Below are 22144 nucleotides of genomic sequence, written 5' to 3'. Positions count from 1 at the left end.
ATCACTAAAATGAACAAAATTATATATAAACTAATGCGATTTGGATGTGCACTTATGTGTACAACAACGTTTTTGAGCTGTACTGATATTCTCGACCAACTGCCTAAAGATTCTCTTACAGGCCAAACCGTATGGACCGACCCTCAAGGAGCTGTTCAATTTGTTAATGCTATTTATGGCCAAATGCCTTCGGGTTTCGACCGTAACTATCAAGGATGGGCCAAAGGACTTTATTTGCTTGATGGAGCCTCAGACGATGGCGACGTTGGTATGCCTTGGACTCACTCAAATGAGCTACAAACGGGTAATTTTTTGCCTTCTAATGTACCTTGGGGCGAAACATGGGGCGATTACTATAGTTTAGTAAGAAAAACTAATATTGCTCTTGAAAACCTTAATAGCCTAAAAGATGAGGCTCTTAGAAATCGTTTATTGGGTGAAACCTACTTTCTTCGAGGATTTATTTATCATGAACTTCTGAGGCTCTACGGAATGCCCTCAACGGGTAGCGAGCCTACAGGTGTACCGCTTATTAGCAAAAGTCTGACGCTCAACGATAATTTTCAGCTACCTCGTGCAAGCTATGATGAAGTAGTCAATTTTATTATCGCCGACCTCGACAAAGCGGCTTCGCTACTTCCTAAAAAAGGGGCCATTGAAGCTGGACGAGCAACTTCAGGAGCAGCAAATGCTCTAAAAAGCCGTGTCTTGCTATATGCTGGACGTTGGCAGGCAGCAGCCGATGCTGCCAATAAGGTTATTAATACTGATTATACGTTATTCAATGATTATAGAACATTGTTTTTAACCAAAAACAATAACGAAATCGTTTTTGCCAAAAAATTCCAAGCCCCAGACAAAGTTCATTTTGGCTTAAATAATGGATTCGATGTTGTCAATTCGCCCCCTTCTATCAGAGGTGGTAGCGATGCAGGATGGGGAGGTAATGTTCCTACTCAAAACTTTGTTGATTCTTATGATATGATTGATGGAAAGCCACAGGCTGAGTCTCCTTTGTACAAAGCTACCGAGCCTTATGCCAACCTCGACCCTCGTTTTGAAGCAACAGTTGTACACAATGGTTCTACTTTCCGTGGACGTGTTATAGAGCTATTTGCTGGCGGTGCCGATGTAACAGGTAGAGCCGAAGACACCAAAACAGGTTATATACTTCGTAAATTTCATGAAGAACAATACGTACTTTATACAAAAAGTAGTGACCAAGATTGGATTTTCCTTCGGTATGCCGAAGTTTTATTAAACTATGCCGAAGCCAAAAACGAAGCCTCTGGCCCAGATGCAACGGTGTACAGTGCCATTAATGCTATCAGAAAAAGAGCTGGAATACCTGATTTAGTAACAGGGCTTTCTAAAGACCAAATGCGTGCAAAAATCAGAAATGAACGTAGAATAGAATTGGCCTTTGAAGAACACCGTTTCTTCGATATCCGTAGATGGAAAATAGCAGAATCTTTACTCAACGGCCCTTTATATGGGATGAAAATGACTAAGTCGGGCAATACAATTACCTATACACGTTATGCTTTTGAAACAAGAGGTTTCCCTGCTAAGTTATACGTTTTGCCTATTCCTCAAGCTGAAATTGATAAAAACCCTGCCGCAAAACAAATCGCAGGATGGTAATTGGAATGATATAGGCTCAAAAAGACAACCGAAATATTTTAAGTAACTAAATGCTTGATAATCAAATACCTAATTACTAATTTACTTTAAATCAGTTGTCTAAAATCACTTTGTGCCCAATAAAATAGTTTTTGTATAGTTGAATCTAGTAAAGAGGTTATTAAGAAATACTTAATAGCCTCTTTACCATATCAAGGCTTTCTATAATGATACAGCGATTAACCCTTTTTACAGTACTTTTTCTTTGCTATGCTTGCAAGCCTTCATCGGATGAAACCCTTTTTCATTTGGTCAAACCCACCGACTCTGGAATAACATTTGTCAATGATATTCAAGAAAATGAACAATTAAATATTCTAGAATACCAATATCTATACAATGGTGGCGGTGTGGCAGTGGGCGACGTCAACAATGATGGTTTGCCCGATATTTATTTTTCGGGTAATATGGTTTTCAATAAGCTGTATCTCAATAAGGGTAAATCCGACAAGGTAGCTTTTCAGTTTGAAGATATTACTGATGTAGCTGGTGTAGCTGGCCGAAAAAAATGGAAAACGGGCGTAAGTATGGTAGATATCAATGCCGATGGCAAACTGGATATTTATGTTTGTTATTCTGGCTCTGGAACAAAAGAAGAACGCAGCAATGAATTATATATCAATACTGGCAACAAAAATGGTGTCCCAGTTTTTGTAGAAAGTGCTGCCCAATATGGGCTCGATGCCGTAGGCACTTTTACAACTCAGGTAGCTTTTTTCGATATGGACAAAGATGGCGACCTCGATATGTTTATGGTCAATCATGCCGAAATGTTTTATAATGCTTTTTTCAATACCGAACGGCTCCGCAAAACACGACACCCTCAGTTTGGCAATAGGCTCTACCGAAACGACAATGGATATTTTAACGATATTAGCGACGAAGCGGGTATCAATGGCAGTGGTTTGAACTTTGGGTTGAGTGTGGCTATTGGCGACATCAATAACGACGATTGGCCAGACCTTTACGTAACAAACGATTATAACGAGCAAGATTTTTTATACCTAAATCTCAAAAATGGACATTTTGCCGAAATACTCAAAAAAAGTATCGGACATATCTCTAAGTTTTCGATGGGGTCAGATATTGTTGATTTTAACAATGATCAACAAGCCGATATTGTTTCGTTAGATATGCTTCCTGAAGACAATCGCAGACAGAAATTGCTGAAAGGCCCCGACGAATACGACAATTACCAATTATTGGTTGATAGTGGCTTTCATCACCAAAATATGCGTAATATGTTACAACTGAATGTTGGCAATAATACCGAAGGTATTCCTCAGTTTAGTGAAATTGGGCAGTTGGCGGGTATCTCCAACACCGACTGGAGCTGGAGTCCGCTGGCTTGCGATTTGGATAACGATGGCTATAAAGACCTTTATATTACCAATGGCTACCTCCGTGATTTCACCAATATGGATTTTCTGAAATACACTTATCAGGAAGAATCTGACAAAGCTCGTGCTTTAGGGCAAAAACTAAACACTTGGAAACTGATTCAGGAAATGTCCAGTACCAAAGTAAGCAACTATTGTTTTTTGAATAAAAATACTAGCAATGGCCTTGCTTTTCAGAATATTACCGAAAAATGGGGGCTTTCCGAACCCTCCATTAGTACTGGTGCCGCATACGCTGATTTAGATAACGATGGCGATTTAGACCTAATTGTGAATAATAGCAATGCTCCTGCTATGCTATTTGAAAATAAAAGCAGGCAAATAGCCAAAAATCACTATTTGACGATAAACCTAAGAGACACTGGTCTGAACCATTTTGCATTGGGAGCAAAAGTTATTTTGAAAACAGCTCATTCATCCCAAATGCAGGAACTTTACCCTTCTCATGGTTTTCAGAGTAGTGTAGAACCTTCTTTACATTTTGGTTTGGGCCAAGATTCTATTGTAAAATCGTTGCAAATTCGCTGGGTAAATGGCCAAACAACCGAACTATACAACCTCAAAGCTGACACTTTATTAACGGTTCATAGTAATACGGCCAAACACCTCCTAGCAGTTCCGGCTCTGCCAACACGGCCTTTATTGTCTGACTTCAGTTTGCTGTCTAACATACCTTATATCCATCAAGAAGTACCTTATGTCGACTTTAAGCATCAATCTCTTTTGCCCTATCAGGTATCTAAAATAGGGCCTTTTTTAGCAAAAGGCGATGTCAATGGCGATGGCCTAGAAGATATTTTTGTGGGAGGAAATCAGGTACAGGCAGGCGAGTTGTATATCCAGAAAGGCAATGGACAATTTCAAAAGGCAACCTCACAGCCTTGGACTAGTCAAACTCTTAGTAAAGATATGGGCGTAGCATTTTTCGATGCCGATAACGATGGCGATTTAGACCTATTTGTTGTACGAGGAGGCACTGAATTTGCGGCTCACGACAAAGTATATCAAGACCACCTATTTATTAATAATGGACAAGGGGTATTTACAAAAAACAATGATGCTCTGCCCGACCTAACTAGCAATGGTAGCTGTATTGCCACTGCCGACTATGACAAAGATGGCGATATTGATATTTTTATTGGAGGACGCTCGATGCCCAACAGCTTTCCTGAAGCCGATTTTTGTTATTTATTGAGAAATGAGAGTAAAAATGGAAAAGTAACGTTCCAATATGCCTCTGAGCAAAAAGAAACTACCTTACGCCGACCAGGTATTGTAAATACTGCAGCTTGGGTAGACCTCAACCACGACGGTTGGCTAGATTTGGTTATTGCAGGCGAATTTATGCCTATTACTATTTACGAAAACCACCGAGGGCAGTTGATGAATGCTACCACAAAATATGGCATGAATAATACCAATGGTTTTTGGGCAAAAGTAGTTGTCGAAGATATGGACAACGATGGCGACTTGGACATCATTGCAGGAAATTTGGGACAAAATACGCAGTTCCGAGCTTCCGAAAAAGAGCCGATTAGTCTTTGTTATGGCGATTTTGACCAGAATGGCACTATCGAACCCTTAATTTGCTATTATATTCAGGGAAAAAGTTATCCGCTAGCTTCTCTCGACGAACTGGCCAATCAATTTCCTTCTGTTAGGAAAAAGTTTTTGAAATATAAAGATTACGCTGAGGCTACATTAAACGAACTTCTTTCACCAGAACAACTCAAAGATGCTAAAACCCTCAAAATAAACACATTAAACTCTACCTATTTTGAAAATACAGGTAATGGACAATTTGTAGCCAAAGCCTTGCCATTAGCAGCACAAATATCGCTGGTATCAAGTATCGTAATTGAAGATTTTGATAAGGATGGCAAAAAAGATATACTCCTTGGAGGTAATTTTTATCCTTGGCGTGTACAGTTAGGCCGCAACGATGCCTCAATGGGAGCCGTTCTTTTGGGTAATGGCAAAGGGTTGTTTAGACCTATTCCTTATCAAACTTCCGGCTTTATGCTCAATGGCGATGTTCGGGATCTGATTGTCGTAAAAACAGGTAATCAATCAAGAATGATGATTTTTGCACGAAATGCTGGTAAAGTTGGGGTTTTGAAATAAAGCAAAAAGGGTAAAATCTACAGTAGATTTTACCCTTTTTTGATGATTGTATCGTTATGCTTTTTTCTTTTCACGAATAGACTTTACTATTTTTACCGCCGACATAATTAGTACCGCAAAAATCATTAATCCCGCTATTCCCCAAAGCCAATCTACCGTATTTTTTAGGACTACCAAAAACACTATAGCAAATAACAAAATAGTAGCTATTTCATTATACAAGCGTAACTGAAATCCAGTAAATCTAAATTTGTTTACTCGCAATTCCTTGATAATTTGCCTACATACCAAGTGATATAACAGCAATACCGCCACAAACCCCAATTTAAGGTGCAACCACCCGTGTACCGAAAAGGTATCCCACCAAGACCAATATACCATTGTAGCACCCGTTAACAATGTTAGCCACATCGCTGGAATCATAATTGCATTAAACAAGATTTTTTCCATTTTTTGAAACTGCTCTTGAATAATTTTTCTTTCTAAATCGGGCTTATCGTTGGCTTCGGTATGATACACAAACAGCCTTGGCAAATAAAACAAGCCAGCAAACCAGCTAACCACAAAAATAATATGAATGGCTTTGATATGGTTATAGTCCATTTCTAGGATTTATTTAGTTGACTTCAAGAACCTTTTTTTTTGAGGAATTGGCATCAACTTTCTTATATTTCTTAAACAAGCTCGTAAACTTCATTTGAATCACTCCTAATACAGCTTCTTTAAATATATTAGCCGACATTTTGGACTCTCCTTTGGTTCTATCGGTAAAGATAATAGGAACTTCTTCTATTTGAAACCCATATTTCCATGTTGTAAACTTCATTTCAACTTGAAAAGCATAACCTACAAAGCGAATTTTGTCGAGGTCAATAGTTTTTAACACAGTATCACGATAGCATTTAAAACCTGCGGTAACATCCATTATCGACATTCCTGTGATAAAACGTACATAATAACCTGCAAAATAAGACATCAAAACACGCCCCATTGGCCAATTTACAACATTTACACCCTTGATATAACGTGAGCCAATCGCTAAATCTGCACCGCCTTCTGCACAAGCATTGTATAGCTTGATTAGGTCGTCGGGATTATGCGAAAAGTCGGCATCCATCTCAAAAATGTACTCAAACCCTAACTTAAGAGCGTAGCGAAACCCATGAATATAGGCTGTTCCCAACCCTAGTTTGCCGCTTCGTTCTTGTAAATGTAAGCGACGACCATACTCTCCTTGTAATTCTTTTACTTTCAGTGCAGTGCCATCTGGCGAGCCATCGTCAACAATCAAAAGGTCAAAAGCAGGCTCAAGACTCATTACTTTATGAATAATGGCTTCTATATTTTCAATTTCATTATATGTAGGAATAATTACAATACGATTGTTCATTGATTAAATATCTTTAATTGATGGCTTATTTAATAGGAATGGGCTTGAAACTTTTTTGAAAGCTATAAAGTATTGAGTGATAAAAACATTTTGTATAAGTCTAAAAGGAATGAAGATGACAAAATATGCCCTGCCTTATCAATGACAGTAGCAACTCACAACATGGTCGTTTACCATGCCTGTAGCTTGCATAAAAGCATAACAAATAGTAGTTCCAATAAACTTAAAGCCTCGTTTTTTGAGGTCTTTGCTCATGGCATCCGAAATAGATGTACTAGCTGGTATTTGAGCAAGGCTTTCCCAATGGTTTTTTAGCGGTTTACCTTCTACAAACTGCCATATATACGCATCAAAACTGCCAAAGGTTTCTTGAATTTTCAAAAATTGTTGAGCATTAATAACAGTTCCTTCAATTTTCAAGCGGTTTCTAATAATACCTGTATCTTGCATCAGAGCCAAGATTTTTTCGGTATCATATTGAGCTACCTTATTAACGTCAAAATCATCAAAAACCTTTCTAAAATGGTCTCTTTTTTTCAAAACGGTGTACCAGCTAAGTCCTGCCTGAAAGCCTTCGAGGATTAAAAACTCGAATAGTTTTTGGTCGTCATGCAACGGAACGCCCCACTCTTGGTCATGATAATCTTGGTATAGGGTGTCATTATTGACCCACCCACATCTTATTTTTTGCGACTCCATGTTTTTCTTTTTATGTACCTAAATACTATCTCGTTTTATGCGAGCGGGTTCTTTAGCAACTGGCTTGGATTTTTTCTTTTCCTCTTGGTTCATTCGAGTCTCTAGGTTTTTTACCACTTGCTCGTACATTTCTTTAAACTTATCTGGCCGAGCCACATAATATTTAAAGCTAGCTCGATAGCTACCTGTGTCTATTTCATAGCGTTTGAAAATCTGTTTTTCCAGACTTTTATAAACCACCAGCGAAGAGTCGGCACTGCCCATGTGCAGGTTATTAACTTGGTTCTCAGCCAAATGTACTTCTTCCAAAAGCTTAATCATTTTATCTTCTGGAATTAAATCTTGAGGCTTATCTGCCGAATTACAGGCAGACAGCAGGGCTATCAATAGAAGAATTCTTGTTCTCACATTTCAAAATTACGGGGATTTTAGGTAGTTTTAAAGGAATTATTCATTAAGAATACAGAATTAAGAATAATTAACACATTGTATCGGGCTTTGGCCTTATCCCAAAAGCCCTAAATAGGTTATAGGGGTATTTTTGATACCAAATGTGTTTAGCTATATAGTCTGTCCAAAGAGTAGTTGCTACTACTCCACTCGCTCTGGTAATAATGAATCCTCAAGAGTTTTTATCCAAATTACATAAATTTGAAATCCGTATCCGAAAAGCTGTAACTTCTCAGATGCGTGGCAACTTCAATTCTGTATTTAAGGGTTCTGGCCTTGAATTCAGTGATTTACGTTTGTACCAATATGGCGACGACGTTCGCCTTATCGACTGGAACACCACGGCCAAAGGACATGGCACGTTTGTAAAAATCTTTAAGGAAGAAAAAGAACAAACTGTTTTTTTTATGGTCGATGTAAGTGCTTCGCAAGATGTAGGCCGTTCTGACCGTTCTAAACTAGATACCACCAAAGAAATTTGTGGTGTTTTGACACTTTCGGCTATCAAAGAGGCCAGTCATGTTGGCTTGTTGTGTTTTTCTGACCAAAAAGAGAAATATATTAAGCCTGCCAATACCATGAAGCATGGTTACCGAACTATTTTAGAGCTTTTTAAGCTCAGACCAGAGTCGGTAGGAACAAACCTTAAAAAGATGATTCTTTTTGGCTTGGAGGTACTCAAACGACGAAGCCTCATTATTCTTGTTTCTGATTTTATTGATTCGGGATATGAAGAAAACCTAAAAGCCTTGGCTCGAAAACACGATTTGGTGGTGATTCACCTATACGACCAACGAGAAACTAATTTGCCAAGGTTGGGAATTATACCTGTATATGATACCGAAAGTAAAAAAACAATTTGGGTTAATGCTTCGTCAAACTGGTTTAGGAATAGAATGAAAAACCTTTTTGAACATAATTCGCAACAGTTAGAACAGCTTTGCAAGCAAAATAAAGCCAATTATTTGTCTATTGATGCTTCCGAAGATTATGTTCCTAAATTGGTTAAATTATTTAAGGTAAGAAAACGATGATTTTTGCAAATTTTGTTAATGCCCGATTCCTAAAATTTTACCCCAACGGTAGTGTGTCAAAAGTACTATATTCTTTGGGTTGGGGACTGGTATTATTATTGATAACGAGCAACAATATTACTGCTCAAAATAAGGGGAAAGGGGCTTTTTTGCAAGATAGTATCGAAATTGGTTTGCCTGTTAAATATGCCCTTAGTTACCGACATAAACCTACTGAGGATATTTTTTTTCCCGATTCTACTTATAATTTCAAACCATTTGAACTCCTCAACCGAGAGTTTTTTACGACTTCTACCAAAGACGACGTTAGTTTGGATAGTGTTGTTTATACCTTGATTTCTTTTGAAGTCGATGCTGTACAAAAATTAAGCTTACCGATTTATATCAGAGCCAAAAACGACTGTACTACAATTTATACCGAGCAGGATTCTATTTATCTAAAAAAAATGATTGATGGAAAAACGCCTCTAGCCGATTTGCCTCTAAAAGCCGATATTCAGCCGATTCACCTCAATCAACAGGCCAATTACCCATTGGTTTTTATGATTTTGGTAGGATTTGGTATTTTGGGAAGTATTATTTTTTGGCTTTTTGGAAAGCCTATTAAGCGTCAAATTAAGCTATTTCAATTTAGACGACGTTATGACGAATTTCAACGAATTTTTCAACGCCTCAGTAAAAGTACAGACGACACCACCCGCCGCCTAGAAAATGTAGAAAAAGCAGTGGTATTATGGAAAAAGTATATCGAACGCTTAGAAAATAAGCCTTTTACCACCTTTACTACCAAAGAGATTTTGGATAATATTAAAGATACTCGTTTGCCCGATGCACTACGTGAAATAGATGCTACGATTTATGGAGGCAATTTCTCTAAAAAAACGGTATCGTCGCTATCAATACTTCAAGAACTCGCAGAAGGGCTGTATCGAGAACACCGACAAATCCTGATTGAGAGCCCTGTTTAAGTTATTATTTCATCCACAGTCACTAAAATCGCATGCAAGATTGGTTTTCACGATATTGGTTTAGTATTCAAACCCTCTCGTCTTTTGAATGGGAACAGCCTTTTTATTTATATTGTATTCCTGCTGTACCATTTCTTTATATGATTCGGAACTGGCTTAGGGGCAATTCGGTACAAAAGCTCAATGTAGCTTTCCCTGCAAGTCAAATACGGTCGAGCTGGGTGAGTTCACTTCGTTTTATTCCTGGTATTTTATTGACAATCAGTATTATTCTTATTTTGGTGTCGTTGGCTCGGCCACAAAGGGCTATTTCCGAAGCTGAAGAGGTATCGGAAGGAATTGATATTATGTTGGCAATGGATATTTCGGCCTCGATGGAAAACAAGGATATTCCGCCAAGCAGGCTGTCGGTTGCTAAAAGGGTTGCCAAAAAATTTATAGAAGGGCGTTTTCAAGACCGCATTGGAATGGTGATTTTTTCGGGCGAACCCTTTTCGCTTTGTCCACTTACAACAGACTACGATATGCTCAAAGATTATATCGACGAAATTTCACCTTCTTTGATTAAAACTTCGGGAACAGCAATCGGCAATGCCCTAGGAATGTGTATTAATAGAATGCGTGAAATAGACTCGAAAAGTAAAGTGGCGATCTTACTTTCAGATGGCGATAATACTGCTGGCAACCTCGACCCACTTACTTCGGCACAACTTGCCAAGGCTTTTGGTATTAAGGTATATACAATTGCTGTAGGAAGCGACAAAGACCCTGCCGAAAAGGTAGATGAAAGTACCCTTCGAGAAATTGCTAAAACCAGTAATGGGAAGTTTTTTAGGGCTATGGATGCCCGTTCGTTAGAGCAGATTTTTAAGGAGATTAACCGTTTGGAGAAAGTAGAAATCAAGCGAAATCGTTATAAAAATGTGCAGGATTTCTACCATAATTATCTCCGTTGGGCTATTGTATTTTTGTTACTTTCGTTTGCTTCAAAAAATACGTTTATGGGCAATATTCTTGAAGATTAGCCTATTCTAATAACGCTATTACATCTTCTTTACTCAAAGATTTTACAAAGTTTTCCTCAGTTGTTATTAGGTCAGAGGCTAGTTTTTGTTTGTTTTGTTGCAAGGCCAGTATTTTTTCTTCTACGGTATGTTTGGTAATAAACTTGTAGGTAAAAACGGTTTTTTCTTGGCCTATTCTATGAGCTCTGTCAATGGCTTGTGCCTCAATGGCAGGATTCCACCAAGGGTCCAAAATAAACACATAGTCGGCGGCGGTAAGGTTGAGGCCAAGCCCACCTGCTTTTAACGAAATCAAAAATATTTTTACATCTTCGTTTTGTTGAAAACGCTCTACCTGTGCTTGTCGGTCGTAAGTACTACCATCCAAATAAGCATAATTACGTTTTTCTTTGTCGAGCCTTTCTCTAAACAAATCAAGGTGTTTTACAAATTGACTAAAAATCAACACTTTATGGCCTTCTTCCAAAACAGTCTCTAGTTTTTGTACAACATCGTCGAGCTTGCCAGAGTCGCCATCATAATCGGTATCAGTCATTTTGGGGTGATTGGCTATTTGTCTGAGTTTGGTTAAGCCTTGCAATACAACCATCTGAGACTTAGCTATACCTTCAGAATCGATATGTTCTAAAATCAAATTACGATAGTATGACTTTGCCTCTTCGTATTCTTTTTCCTGCTGCTCGGTCATTTGGGCATAATGCACACTTTCTATTTTAGGAGGAAGCTCAGTAGCCACTTGCGACTTATGCCTTCTCAACATAAAAGGCTTGATAATAGAATATAGTCGTTGTACTTTTTGCTCATCGCTTTTCTTTTCAATGGGTACTTGAAACTCATTTTTGAAAAAATGCTGTGTACCTAACAACCCAGGATTAATGAAGGTCATTTGCGACCATAAATCCATCGTACTGTTTTCGAGGGGCGTACCCGTCAACACCAGTCTATGACGGGTATTGAGTTGCATAACCGCTTTGGTTATATACGAAGTAGGGTTTTTGATGGCCTGCGATTCGTCCAAAATGGCATAGTGAAAACGATATGATTTTAATAGGTCAATATCTATCCTAATAATACCATACGAGGTTAAAATAACATCATAATTATTAAAAAGCTCAAGATTTTTATCGCGATACGTACCAGTATAGGTCAAAATATTTAGTTCTGGAGCAAATTTCTTGGCTTCCATCTCCCAGTTATAAATCAACGACGTTGGCATAATGAGCAACGATGGCTCAGGAATACCTATTTCTTTTTGAGATTGTAACAAGGCCAAGGTTTGTACGGTTTTGCCCAAACCCATATCGTCGGCCAAACACCCTCCAAAATTATAATCATTCAAGAAACGCATCCAGTCATAACCTGCTTTTTGATAGGGTCGTAGATTACCTGCAAAGCCCTTTGGAATAGTGTACTCCTGAATTTCCTCAAAATCACGAAGTTTTTCTAACTTTCGGCTCATTACTGTAGTAGCCAAAGACTCACGCTCCATGTCTTGTACGAGCGACAAATGATGTTTTTTCAGAATAAAACCTTCGCTAATTTGGCTCTGTTCGATAAAAGCAAATAGTTCGGAATATTGCGAAAACCATACTTCGGGAATAACGGCTATTTCGCCATTGGGCAAAAGGAATTCTCTCTTTTTCTGTAAAATTAGGTTGCGTAATTTCAAGAATGGTATTTCAAAATCACCAAATTTCACAAGCGTATGAATATCGAACCAATCATTGCCTTCAGTAATAGTCACTTCTATTTTGGAATACCCTAAGAAATAGCGTTTTCCATCGGCTTCTACTTGCTGAGAAATCATAAAGCCAGCATCTACCAATAGTCCATAATTGGCCTGTAACCATGAAAAAGCTCGTGTTTTTGGTAAAATAACACGTCCATTTTTGATATTAAGGTCTAGTGTATTCAATAGGTTAACTTTTTCTTTTTCGAGAGGCAAATCTCTTTTTACTTTATGGAAAACATAATCATCCCCTTTTTTTTCCATACTTACATTGGATGCCGCCGAAAAGCTATCGAACCGAAAAGCATATTTGCCGTACTGAAACGATAAGTTAATCGTAACCTGCGACTCGGAATCGTCTATTTCTTCGCCTACCGAGTCGAGTATGGCTAGTTGCTTGGCTTTTTGTTCTGCAATACTCAACAATGGCACGCATTTAAAAACTTCCGAACGAATCTCAAAGCCTTTGGCATGTACATCGAACATCGTAATAACTGGTGTTACAAACTTGCGATAGTAGTCTTCTTCGATTGTTTTGGGAATCACAATAAACCGCTTGTTGAGAAAAGGCCGCAACTTTTTTCCGTCGACATCCTTGTCAAAGTGATAGAGTTTGTTTTCCAGAATCATCCATGCAGGTTCTTCACAAACGATAAACGCATTTTTGTACTGAAAGTCAATCTTGGTATCTTCGTATTTTATAGTAGGAAAATAATGCGTATTATCGCTATTTCGCATAAAGTGAAATAATACGGTAGCCTTTTCGGGCAAAACGGTAATTTTTTGCCAAATAGGATTTCCGTCATTGCCCATAATAAACAATTGTTTATTGAGCAACAAAGGCATCATTTCGGTCTTGATACGTTCTATATAATCAGAAATTAACTCTTGAAGTGCCTTATCACCTTTTTGGGGGTCGTATGTTTTAAGGTAAAAATCAACGATAGTCCTTTTTTTTGCTCCACCAAATTTTTTAAAAATGGCTTCTTGTTGTATTGAATCAATCAGTTTTACCAATTTAAAATCATTTTCATCAGGCTGATATTCGTGTAATCCTTCACAAAACTCTTTGATATTTTTTGTAGAAATATTCTGATTCAGCAAGGTTAGTCTTCCTTTGGTATCTAATTGTACTACAAAAGCCTCAAATAAATACCCGAGATACTCATGGCTGAGTATTGAATAAATAATTTGGAAGGGCTGTGTTGTAGAAACTTTCATAAAAAACAAGTTTTTTTAGCGTCAATGAGCTAGCTCAAAGACCAATGTTCAACAATAAGATGTTTAATGGATGGTTAGTTTTGAAATTGTCGAAAGCAATCATTTAGCCCAAAAATGGCATAATTCATAATTTGTCTGAATAGTAAATATAATTAAAATAAGAGAAATACAATAGTATCGAAGAATGTATTTATTTATAAAATCGACAATTAAAGCTATTATTTAGCTATTTATCCACAAAATAAGACATTCTGGTAAATTGGTACTTGAACTAATCGGCTCAATAGTACGACGATTTTATAACAAAAACTTGTGGGTATTTGGTAGTGATTTTGGCTACTACCAGATACCCACAAGCTTTTTAGCGATGGTATTATTATACAATTAGTGTTTTTTGCGCCTTGCCTTTTTGGCTTCGGCCAAAAGTTTTTTGGCTTCGGTATGTTGTGTGGTTTTCTTGTCGGAATCTTCCAGTACTTGTTTATAATACTCGACAGCCTTATCAAAATCCTCTTCTGTTGATGCTATTTTACCCAAAGCCAACATTGATGACCAGTAATAGCCTGATTTGGTAGAATTGGTTAGTTGTGCAAAATCGATGGTTTTTTGATAATATGTCTTTGCCTGAGCCAAATCATGATTATAATTGTAGGCATAATAGGCCAAAATATAGCTTGCATAACGCCCGCTTACGCCTTCATAACCTGGATAATGCTCTTCTATTTTTTGCAAAATACTTTTTGCTTCGGTTTCGGCCTCGCGTACACGCCCTGCCACAAAGGCCGAACGAGCATGAAATCTTTGAAAAAATGGGTTGTCAGGATAGGTTTCATGGGTATATTTCGACAACTCGTAAGCCTTATCGTTCATATTTTCCATACCATATATTTGCAAAAGAAAATACCGAGCTTCAGTTCGGGTATAAAAAGCATTATAACTTACCTTTTCGAGCTGGCTAATACCTTTGGGCTTGTCGCCTTTAGGAAAAAGCCACAAAACAGGGCGAAGCAATGGGTAATTTTCTTTGACGTAATGGAAATAATAATTGTAAAGCCCATCGCCAAACATCAATTCAGGGCTAAAATCAGAAAAACTTCTTGATTTGTCGAGGTATTTCAAAGCATTTTTGGCGGCAAAAGTAGCTTTTGTCCAGTGCTTCCTTTCAGAATGTAAACGTCCCTTAAAAGCATAAGCCGCCGCCATAAAGAAAGCCGCTTCGGGGTTTTCGGTATCGTCCCAAATTACCTCAGCTTTTCTGATACTCTCGTCCATAAAACCAAGGCATTTTTCGTCGTACAATACGTTATCGGTATTAGGCACAATTTTCCACCATTCCATCAAGCCCAATAAAAAATCGGGAAGAGGGTGATTAGGATATTTAACTTTTAGGTAGGTAAATTCCCTTTCAGCTTCCTGAAATTTGAAATTATACATGTGGTTGATAGCCTGTGTGGCTTCTATTTGTACCTCACTTGTCAACAATAGCATTCCTTTAGAACGTTCTTGTTCGGCTTTTTCGGTATCTTTCCACCATTGTGCATGGCTATGTAACGCCACCAAAAAACAAATGATTAGGGGAACAAAACTCTTTATCGTTTTCACTTGGCTTCTTTGATTGAAATGGTTCATGTTTAAAGAATATAGTTTTGTTGATTTTTCTTTGCAATAGCTGTGTAGAAAGACATAACTGGCCAATATTCTTCCTCAAAATTATCACTCTTTTAGCTAATAAACGTGATTGTTTGGCAAACTTTAGTACAATTATGTAGTACTATATTACTAACGTTAAAACAATTTGAAATATTAAAAACTAATTAAAAAAAATACAAAACACCTTGATTTGTGGCTATTTGACCGTAATTTCACCTTTTATTTTTTATAATTTTCATAACGACTCACATTCTGATGAACCCAATCATCCAACTTCACGACAAACAATTCGAGATTTTTATTGAGCAAGCTATCATTGAAAATCGCATTAAAGAATTGGCGCTGAGCATTAGTAAAGATTATTCAGGCAAATGTCCTATTTTTTTAGCAATCTTGAATGGTTCATTTTTGTTTGCTGCCGAGCTCATGAAATCGGTTTCGATAGAATGTGAAATTACTTTTTTAAGGGTTTCTTCGTATCACTCTACTACTTCTTCAGGTAAAATAACCGAAGTTTTGGGCTTAAAAGAAGATATTACTGGGCGTGATGTAATTGTATTAGAAGATATTGTCGATACTGGCCTTACTATGGCTGAAATTAAAAAACAACTTTTGGCAAAAAACCCAAAGTCGTTGGAGATTGCGTCTTTGTTTCAAAAACCAGAGGCTCTTAAAACCCCTATTGATATTCGATATATTGGGTTTGAGCTTGAAAATAAATTTGTTTTGGGGTACGGCTTAGACTATGATGGCTTAGGGCGAAACCTTCCAGACCTGTATGTTTTACATGAAAAATAATACCTGTAAGTACTATTACCAAAGCCTAGCAAATACAACTAGGCCTTGGTAGTTTGGGCTTTTTTTCTAAGCAATTAGGTCAAAACCACAGTATGGTACTAATACCTTTGGAATACGAATACCTTCAGGTGTTTGGTTATTTTCGAGAATAGCAGCCAAAATACGTGGCAAAGCCAAAGCAGAACCATTGAGGGTATGTAATAGCTGAGATTTTCCTTCGGTTTTCATTCGTAACTTCAAGCGGTTGGCTTGGTAAGTTTCAAAGTTTGACACTGAACTTACTTCTAACCAACGCTTTTGAGCCGTTGAAAATACTTCCATATCGTACGTAAGGGCAGAAGTAAAACTCATATCGCCGCCACACAAACGCAAAACACGATAAGGCAATTCAAGTTTTTGTAAAAGTCCTTGAACGTGCAAAGACATTTCTTCGAGGGCAGCATACGAATTTTCGGGTTTTTCGATACGCACAATTTCAATCTTATCAAATTGGTGCAAACGATTCAGGCCACGAACATGAGCCCCCCAAGAGCCCGCTTCACGACGGAAACATGGTGTATAACCTGCATTTTTGATAGGCAAATCTGTTTCCTGCAAAATCACATCACGGTACATATTGGTAATAGGTACTTCGGCTGTAGGAATCAAATAGAGGTCATCTTCGGTAGCATGGTACATTTGGCCGTCTTTGTCGGGCAGCTGACCTGTACCAAAACCAGAATCTTTGTTTATCAAGATAGGAGGCTGTACCTCAACATAGCCCGCTGCAATAGCTTCGTCTAAAAAGAAATTGATTAAGGCACGTTGAATTCTTGCACCTTTACCCTTATAAACTGGAAAACCTGCCCCCGTAATTTTGTTACCTAATTCAAAATCAATAATATCGTATTTTTTGATCAAGTCCCAGTGAGGCAAGGCATTTTCATCCAAAACGGGTACAGTACCATTTTGGAGTACTACTTCGTTATCTTCAGCTACTTTTCCTTCAGGAACACTTGCATGTGGTAAATTTGGCAAAGTTACTAGCACTTCGTACAGTTCAGTTTCGATAGCCTTTAGGGCTTCATCAAGTTCTTTAGAACGAGCTTTAAGGCTAGAAGTTTCGGTTTTAGCAGCTTCAGCCTCTTCTTTTTTACCTGCTTTCATCAACCCTCCAATTTCTTTGGCAAGGGCATTTGACTGAGCCAAGGTAGAATCCAATTCATTTTGGGTTTCACGACGCTTGTCGTCCAAAACAATAAGTTTTTCTACAGCTTCTTCAGCATTTTTAAAATGCTTTTTCAACAAGCCCGCAATTGTGGCTTCCTTGTTTTCTTTAATTTGTTGTATTTGTAGCATGAATTCTATTTAGCTATTTGAGCGTTATCGTAAGTCGCTCTATATCGTATTATTTTTTTGTATAAAACAAGATTCTCTAGTTACACAGAGTTTTAATATATCAACCTTTCAAATATCATTTATCTGTTGCTCAACAAGATTCATGTTTTTTGATTTCTATTTACAAAGATAAAAAAAATAGCCGTGCGTAAGCTTTTGACGACACGGCTATTGGTATTAATTGTTTTTTATCATTTATGGAGCTGAGAAAATCTCCTTCATGGTGTCTTCATATAAAAAACAACGTTCGTTCAAAGCGTTCAAAGCAGCAGCTTTGTGTTTGCCATGAATCAACAACGAGATATTATGCTCGGAGGCACCATAAGAAATCATTCTGATAGGAATACTTTTCATGGCATCTAGTACTTTTAGTGCAATTCCTTCTTTGTCGGCCGAGAAGTTTCCTACGATACAAACAATTGTCTGGTCTTTATCGCATTCCTCTAGGTCGGCAAATTGGCGTAATTCGGCCATAATGTCCTCCAAATGTTCGTCGTTGTCGATTGTTACCGAAACCGATACTTCAGATGTAGTTATCATATCTACAGGTGTTTTGTATTTTTCAAATACATCAAACACTTTTCTCAAGAATCCATAAGCATTGAGCATACGGGTTGAGTGGATATAGATTGCTGTTAAATTATCTTTTGCAGCAATAGCCTTTATTTCACGATCGGTAGTTTTGTCGGCAATGAGTGTACCAAAAGCGGCAGGTTCCATGGTATTTTTCAAGCGAACAGGTACACCCCTCATTTTGGCTGGCGTAATAGTACTTGGGTGAAGAATTTTTGCCCCAAAGTAAGCTAGCTCGGCAGCCTCTTCAAATGTCAATTCACGAATAGGGAAAGTCTTCTTAACAATACGAGGGTCGTTGTTGTGCATACCGTCGATATCTGTCCAGATTTGAACTTCTTCGGCACGAATAGCTCCCCCAATCAACGATGCAGTATAATCTGAACCGCCACGCTTGAGGTTGTCTACTTCGCCACGAGGATTGCGACAAATGAAGCCCTGAGTAATAAATATTTGTTTGTCTTCTAATTGCGAAAGAATAGCTCCGAGTTTTTCTTCTGTATAGTTCAATACAGGCTCATTATCGGCATCGATCAACATAAAGTCTAATGCTGGTAATAACGCTGATTTTACGCCTTCTTCTTGCAAATATGTTTCAAACATTTGTGTTGAAAGTAATTCACCTTCTGCCACAATTTCTTTCTCTTGTTTTAAAGTGAAAGGCTTGATACTTACCAATGAGCGTATAAAAGAAAACTCTTTATCGATAATTGCTTTTCCTTTTTCGTAGCCTTCTGGCGTACTATAAAGCTCTTTAATAAATGCTTCGTAGTGTGCGTACAAATCATTTATTTTTTGAGTAGCCTCATCATCGTTATTTGCCTTCAACGATTCGGCAATCGACAATAAGCCATTGGTTGTACCCGAAAGGGCAGATAATACTACGATTTTGCGATTGCTATCCTCAGTAATCAGATTTCTGATTGAGTGCATTCTTTCGGGCTTTCCAACTGAAGTCCCACCAAATTTCCAGACTTGCATTTTTAATTCTATTTAAACTAATTTACCAAATATCAACGATTGTTTTTGAGCTTTTAGCTTGTGGCTATAAAGGTATTTTTATTGTATTCCTAGCATTTTGATGGCTGTAATGGCAGCTTCGTCGCCTTTGTTGCCATGAATACCGCCCGCACGGTCGAGTGCCTGCTGTTCGGTATTGGGAGTTAATACACCAAAAATAACAGGCTTGTCGTATTTGAGGCTTACGTTGGTTAATCCCTGAGCTACAGCATGGTTAATGTAATCGTTGTGTTTGGTTTCGCCCTGAATGACACAACCGATACAAATTACGGCATCAATTTGGGTTTTCTGTGCCATTTTTTGTGCTCCAAAACTCAACTCATAACTTCCTGGCACGTTTACTCTGACAATATTTTCGGCTTGTGCTCCATTGGCCAGAAGTGTGTTGTAAGCTCCTTGGTATAGGGCGTTGGTCACTTCTTCATTCCATTCTGCAACGACAATTGCAAAACCTTTTTGACTCACATCGGGAATACCTTCTGTGGAAAAAATACTGAGATTTTTATGTGCTGAAGACATATTGGTATTGGCTATAGATTTGATTTGAATCTTTTGGTACGAGTGTGTTGCCTAATAAACAACAAAAAAGGGACAAGAACTTAGCTCTTATCCCTTTTTATCAATATTTTGATTTTGACTTATTTAGAGACAGAACCTTCCAACAACGCCTTGTATTTCTTAGCGTTGATATATTCAGAGGATTCAGCGTATTTTTCTACAATCTCAGTATAAATGTTCAAAGCTTCTTCGTTTTGCTTATTAGCTTCATAAGCTGCCGCCAACTTCATAAGGTATGAAGGGGTAAAAAACTTATTAGCTTTATAGTCTGCTGCTTTTTTGTAATAGTCGATAGCATCTGCATAGGCCTTTTTCTCGGCATAGGCATCGCCAATCAAAGAATAAGCACGAGCTTGTACCAATAAGTCAGAGCTACTGAATGCCTTTAAGTGCTCGATTGCTGCATCAAACTTACCTTCTTTCAATTCGGCAACGCCAGCTCCAAAAGTGGCAATATTGGCAGCATCTCCACCACCTTCATTAGCTACTTTTAAAAACTCTTGTGCCGCAACTTTATTTGAATCGGCCTCAAATTTGTAAAATGCTTTAGCCAATTTACCTTGAGAAGCTTCGTCTTGAGAAGTAGTATAGTATTTGTACCCGAAATAACCAAGAACAACCAATATTATCGCTCCAGCAACACCAGTGGCTAATCCTTTGTTTTTTTCTACAACATGCTGCACTTTCTCGATGTCATGTCCTAATTCTTGCTTCAATCCCTCTGGGCTTTCCAAAAATTCAAGACTAGTTTTTTCTTCTTTTTTTGCCATTTTGGTTTTGTCGTTATGCGTTAATGGTTATTTGCTCATTTTATCACATAAATATGTAGCAAATAACTTTTATTGAATACTTGTTGACAAATGTTACATTTTGCTGAACTACAAGAAGGGTAGGGCATTTGTAAACACTTTTGTTTTTTAATTTTAGTAAATGTTGCTTCACTAAAATTGGACTGCAAAATTAGGAATTCTCTTGGAATTTTAAAGGTTTTTCTTTAATCTTTTGGAGGGTTATTTGAAAAGAAGTGTATTTTCAGATGGATTCTCCTTTTTTCATGAATAAAAACACCCTTCAAAAGATAAGTTTTTCGTTACTAGAACCTTATGAATACTGTTTGTATAAGGGGCTTATTTAATTTTCAACCAACTTTCGGGGTTTTGTTTTACCTCATTTCGCCAAACCTGAAAATTGATTTCGGATGTGCCATCGCCATCGGTAGCAACAACTCCAATTTTTTGTCCTGCCAAAATTTGTTGCCCTTCTCTTACTACTACATTAGAGAGCTTGCTATATACCGTAAAGTAGTCGCCATGTTGTACTGCTACCATGGTATTTACTCCTTGGATATTAACAACGGTTTGTACTATTCCATCGTACACTACCGAAACGGTATTGCCTGCGTTGGTTTGGATATCGACACCGTTGTTGTTGAGTTTTACGCCTCTCAAGATAGGATGACTGTGTACGCCAAAACGGTCGGAAATAAACCCGCTTTTTACAGGCCAAGGCATACGCCCACGTAAGGCCGAAAAGGATGTTGCTACTTTTTGTTCCTCTGGACTCATTTCTATGACAGAGGCTTTGGGTTGCTTATCATTTTTGGGAGTGGTGGCTATTTTATTTTCTCGTTGTAAACGTTGTTGTTCTCTTTGACGAGACTTTCTAATTTCTCTTTCTACGATTTTGGCAATCATATTTTCGAGTCGTTCTACAGCCTTTTTATTGTCTTCGAGTTGCTGTCGTAATTGTTTTTCCTTGATATTAAGCTGTGCAACAACATTCGATTGCTTTCCTTTTAGTAATTCTAAATTTTGGGTTTCGGTGATTTTCTCTTTTAGGATATTGGCTTGTTCTTGTTTTTTCTGAAGAATCTTTACTTGTTCCGACATGAGGTCGGCACGTACTTTTTCGATTAACACTGCTTGTTTGGCACGCGCTTCTGAATATTGCTTGAGGTATTTGTAACGCCGAACAAGCTGATTGAAGTTGTTGGAAGAAAACAAAAAACTTAGTTGGTTGTATTTGTTGCTAACCTTGGCCGATGAATAAATCATCTTGGCATATTCTTCTTTGAGCTGTTCGAGGTTACCAGATAACTCGCCTGTAACTTTGTTGAGCTCGCTTACTTCCATATCCAACAATTCTTGGTTTTCGGAAAGGAGATTAATTTGCTTAGATTGTTTAGTGATACGTTCACCCAAGGCATTGAGCTTGCCAACACTTGCTTCTTTTTTCTGTTCAGTTTTTTCAATGATTTGGTTCAATTCATTAATTTTCTGAATGTTTTCTTTTTTTTCAGCTTCTAGTTTTGCTCTGTTAATTCTTTTTTTCTGGGCAAACGAAGTATTTAGACCCAGTACTAACAAAGCAACAAGCAGTCCTGAAAAAATCCTCAGGGCTGCTTGAGACACGTTTGTATGTTGCACGAATGCTATAATGGCTTTA

Annotated in this window: 17 protein-coding genes; 6 read left to right on the top strand and 11 right to left on the bottom strand. The window is 37.8% G+C overall.

From position 1 onward, the window contains the following. Window positions 1-9 precede the first annotated feature (9 nt). Window positions 10-1644: a RagB/SusD family nutrient uptake outer membrane protein gene (locus tag FLEMA_RS71850; RefSeq protein WP_081681355.1), complete on the top strand. Its 1635-nt coding sequence runs from the start codon at window positions 10-12 to the stop codon at window positions 1642-1644. Between the two features lie 206 nt (window positions 1645-1850). Beyond that, on the top strand, window positions 1851-5207 hold the full coding sequence (locus FLEMA_RS0139440) for a VCBS repeat-containing protein (protein WP_044172677.1): 3357 nt from the start codon (window positions 1851-1853) through the stop codon (window positions 5205-5207). Between the two features lie 54 nt (window positions 5208-5261). Here FLEMA_RS0139440 and FLEMA_RS71845 read toward each other — a convergent pair whose 3' ends face one another. The 4 genes from FLEMA_RS71845 to FLEMA_RS71830 form a co-directional block, all read right to left on the bottom strand. After that, window positions 5262-5810 carry a CopD family protein gene (locus FLEMA_RS71845; RefSeq protein ID WP_044172673.1) on the bottom strand — a complete coding sequence of 183 codons (549 nt, stop codon included), beginning with the start codon at window positions 5808-5810 and terminating at the stop codon, window positions 5262-5264. Window positions 5811-5823: 13 nt separating this feature from the next. Continuing rightward, window positions 5824-6597 (bottom strand): polyprenol monophosphomannose synthase, encoded by a 774-nt coding sequence (locus FLEMA_RS71840; protein ID WP_044172669.1) that lies wholly within the window; start codon window positions 6595-6597, stop codon window positions 5824-5826. A gap of 138 nt (window positions 6598-6735) precedes the next feature. Next, a complete protein-coding gene (locus tag FLEMA_RS71835) occupies window positions 6736-7296 on the bottom strand; it encodes a DNA-3-methyladenine glycosylase I (RefSeq protein WP_044172666.1) in 561 nt (186 codons plus the stop codon). Window positions 7297-7314: 18 nt separating this feature from the next. After that, window positions 7315-7704, bottom strand: a complete 390-nt coding sequence (locus tag FLEMA_RS71830) for a DUF4296 domain-containing protein (protein WP_044172663.1) — start codon at window positions 7702-7704, stop codon at window positions 7315-7317. A 206-nt stretch (window positions 7705-7910) separates the two neighbouring features. On the opposite strand from FLEMA_RS71830, the gene FLEMA_RS0139365 reads away from it, so the two are divergent. The 3 genes from FLEMA_RS0139365 to FLEMA_RS0139355 are packed head-to-tail and all read left to right on the top strand — an operon-like array spanning window position 7911 to window position 10773. Continuing rightward, a complete protein-coding gene (locus FLEMA_RS0139365) occupies window positions 7911-8780 on the top strand; it encodes a DUF58 domain-containing protein (protein ID WP_026997919.1) in 870 nt (289 codons plus the stop codon). Further along, window positions 8777-9748 carry a hypothetical protein gene (locus FLEMA_RS0139360; RefSeq protein ID WP_052354180.1) on the top strand — a complete coding sequence of 324 codons (972 nt, stop codon included), beginning with the start codon at window positions 8777-8779 and terminating at the stop codon, window positions 9746-9748. The genes FLEMA_RS0139365 and FLEMA_RS0139360 overlap by 4 nt, the downstream gene beginning before the upstream one ends. Window positions 9749-9780: 32 nt before the next feature. After that, entirely contained in the window at window positions 9781-10773 is a 993-nt protein-coding gene (locus FLEMA_RS0139355) for a vWA domain-containing protein (RefSeq protein WP_026996676.1), read from the top strand. A 1-nt stretch (window position 10774) separates the two neighbouring features. Here the strand turns inward: FLEMA_RS0139355 and FLEMA_RS71825 are convergent, their stop codons facing one another. Further along, on the bottom strand, window positions 10775-13723 hold the full coding sequence (locus tag FLEMA_RS71825; protein ID WP_044172659.1) for a DEAD/DEAH box helicase: 2949 nt from the start codon (window positions 13721-13723) through the stop codon (window positions 10775-10777). A 384-nt stretch (window positions 13724-14107) separates the two neighbouring features. Next, window positions 14108-15352: a tetratricopeptide repeat protein gene (locus FLEMA_RS71820; protein ID WP_052354179.1), complete on the bottom strand. Its 1245-nt coding sequence runs from the start codon at window positions 15350-15352 to the stop codon at window positions 14108-14110. Between the two features lie 285 nt (window positions 15353-15637). On the opposite strand from FLEMA_RS71820, the gene hpt reads away from it, so the two are divergent. Continuing rightward, window positions 15638-16171, top strand: coding sequence for a hypoxanthine phosphoribosyltransferase (hpt, locus tag FLEMA_RS0139225; RefSeq protein ID WP_026997918.1), 534 nt, complete (start codon window positions 15638-15640; stop codon window positions 16169-16171). Window positions 16172-16237: 66 nt separating this feature from the next. Here hpt and serS read toward each other — a convergent pair whose 3' ends face one another. The 5 genes from serS to FLEMA_RS71795 form a co-directional block, all read right to left on the bottom strand. After that, window positions 16238-17509: a serine--tRNA ligase gene (gene serS / locus FLEMA_RS71815; RefSeq protein WP_044172656.1), complete on the bottom strand. Its 1272-nt coding sequence runs from the start codon at window positions 17507-17509 to the stop codon at window positions 16238-16240. 234 nt (window positions 17510-17743) lie between these two features. Next, the gene (locus tag FLEMA_RS71810) at window positions 17744-19102 is read right to left on the bottom strand and encodes an aspartate kinase (RefSeq protein WP_044172653.1); all 1359 of its coding nucleotides are present in this window, start codon (window positions 19100-19102) and stop codon (window positions 17744-17746) included. A 78-nt stretch (window positions 19103-19180) separates the two neighbouring features. Beyond that, window positions 19181-19660, bottom strand: a complete 480-nt coding sequence (gene ribH / locus FLEMA_RS71805; protein ID WP_044172651.1) for a 6,7-dimethyl-8-ribityllumazine synthase — start codon at window positions 19658-19660, stop codon at window positions 19181-19183. Window positions 19661-19779: 119 nt separating this feature from the next. Then, window positions 19780-20469 carry a tetratricopeptide repeat protein gene (locus tag FLEMA_RS71800; RefSeq protein ID WP_044172648.1) on the bottom strand — a complete coding sequence of 230 codons (690 nt, stop codon included), beginning with the start codon at window positions 20467-20469 and terminating at the stop codon, window positions 19780-19782. A 357-nt stretch (window positions 20470-20826) separates the two neighbouring features. Beyond that, window positions 20827-22125 carry a murein hydrolase activator EnvC family protein gene (locus FLEMA_RS71795; protein ID WP_044172645.1) on the bottom strand — a complete coding sequence of 433 codons (1299 nt, stop codon included), beginning with the start codon at window positions 22123-22125 and terminating at the stop codon, window positions 20827-20829. Between the last annotated feature and the right edge of the window lie 19 nt (window positions 22126-22144).

The organism is Flectobacillus major DSM 103, assembly GCF_000427405.1.
In the GTDB taxonomy this organism is placed as follows: Bacteria; Bacteroidota; Bacteroidia; order Cytophagales; family Spirosomataceae; genus Flectobacillus; species Flectobacillus major.
Note: the sequence above shows the minus strand (reverse complement) of the source record. Positions and strands in the feature narration are given on the sequence as shown.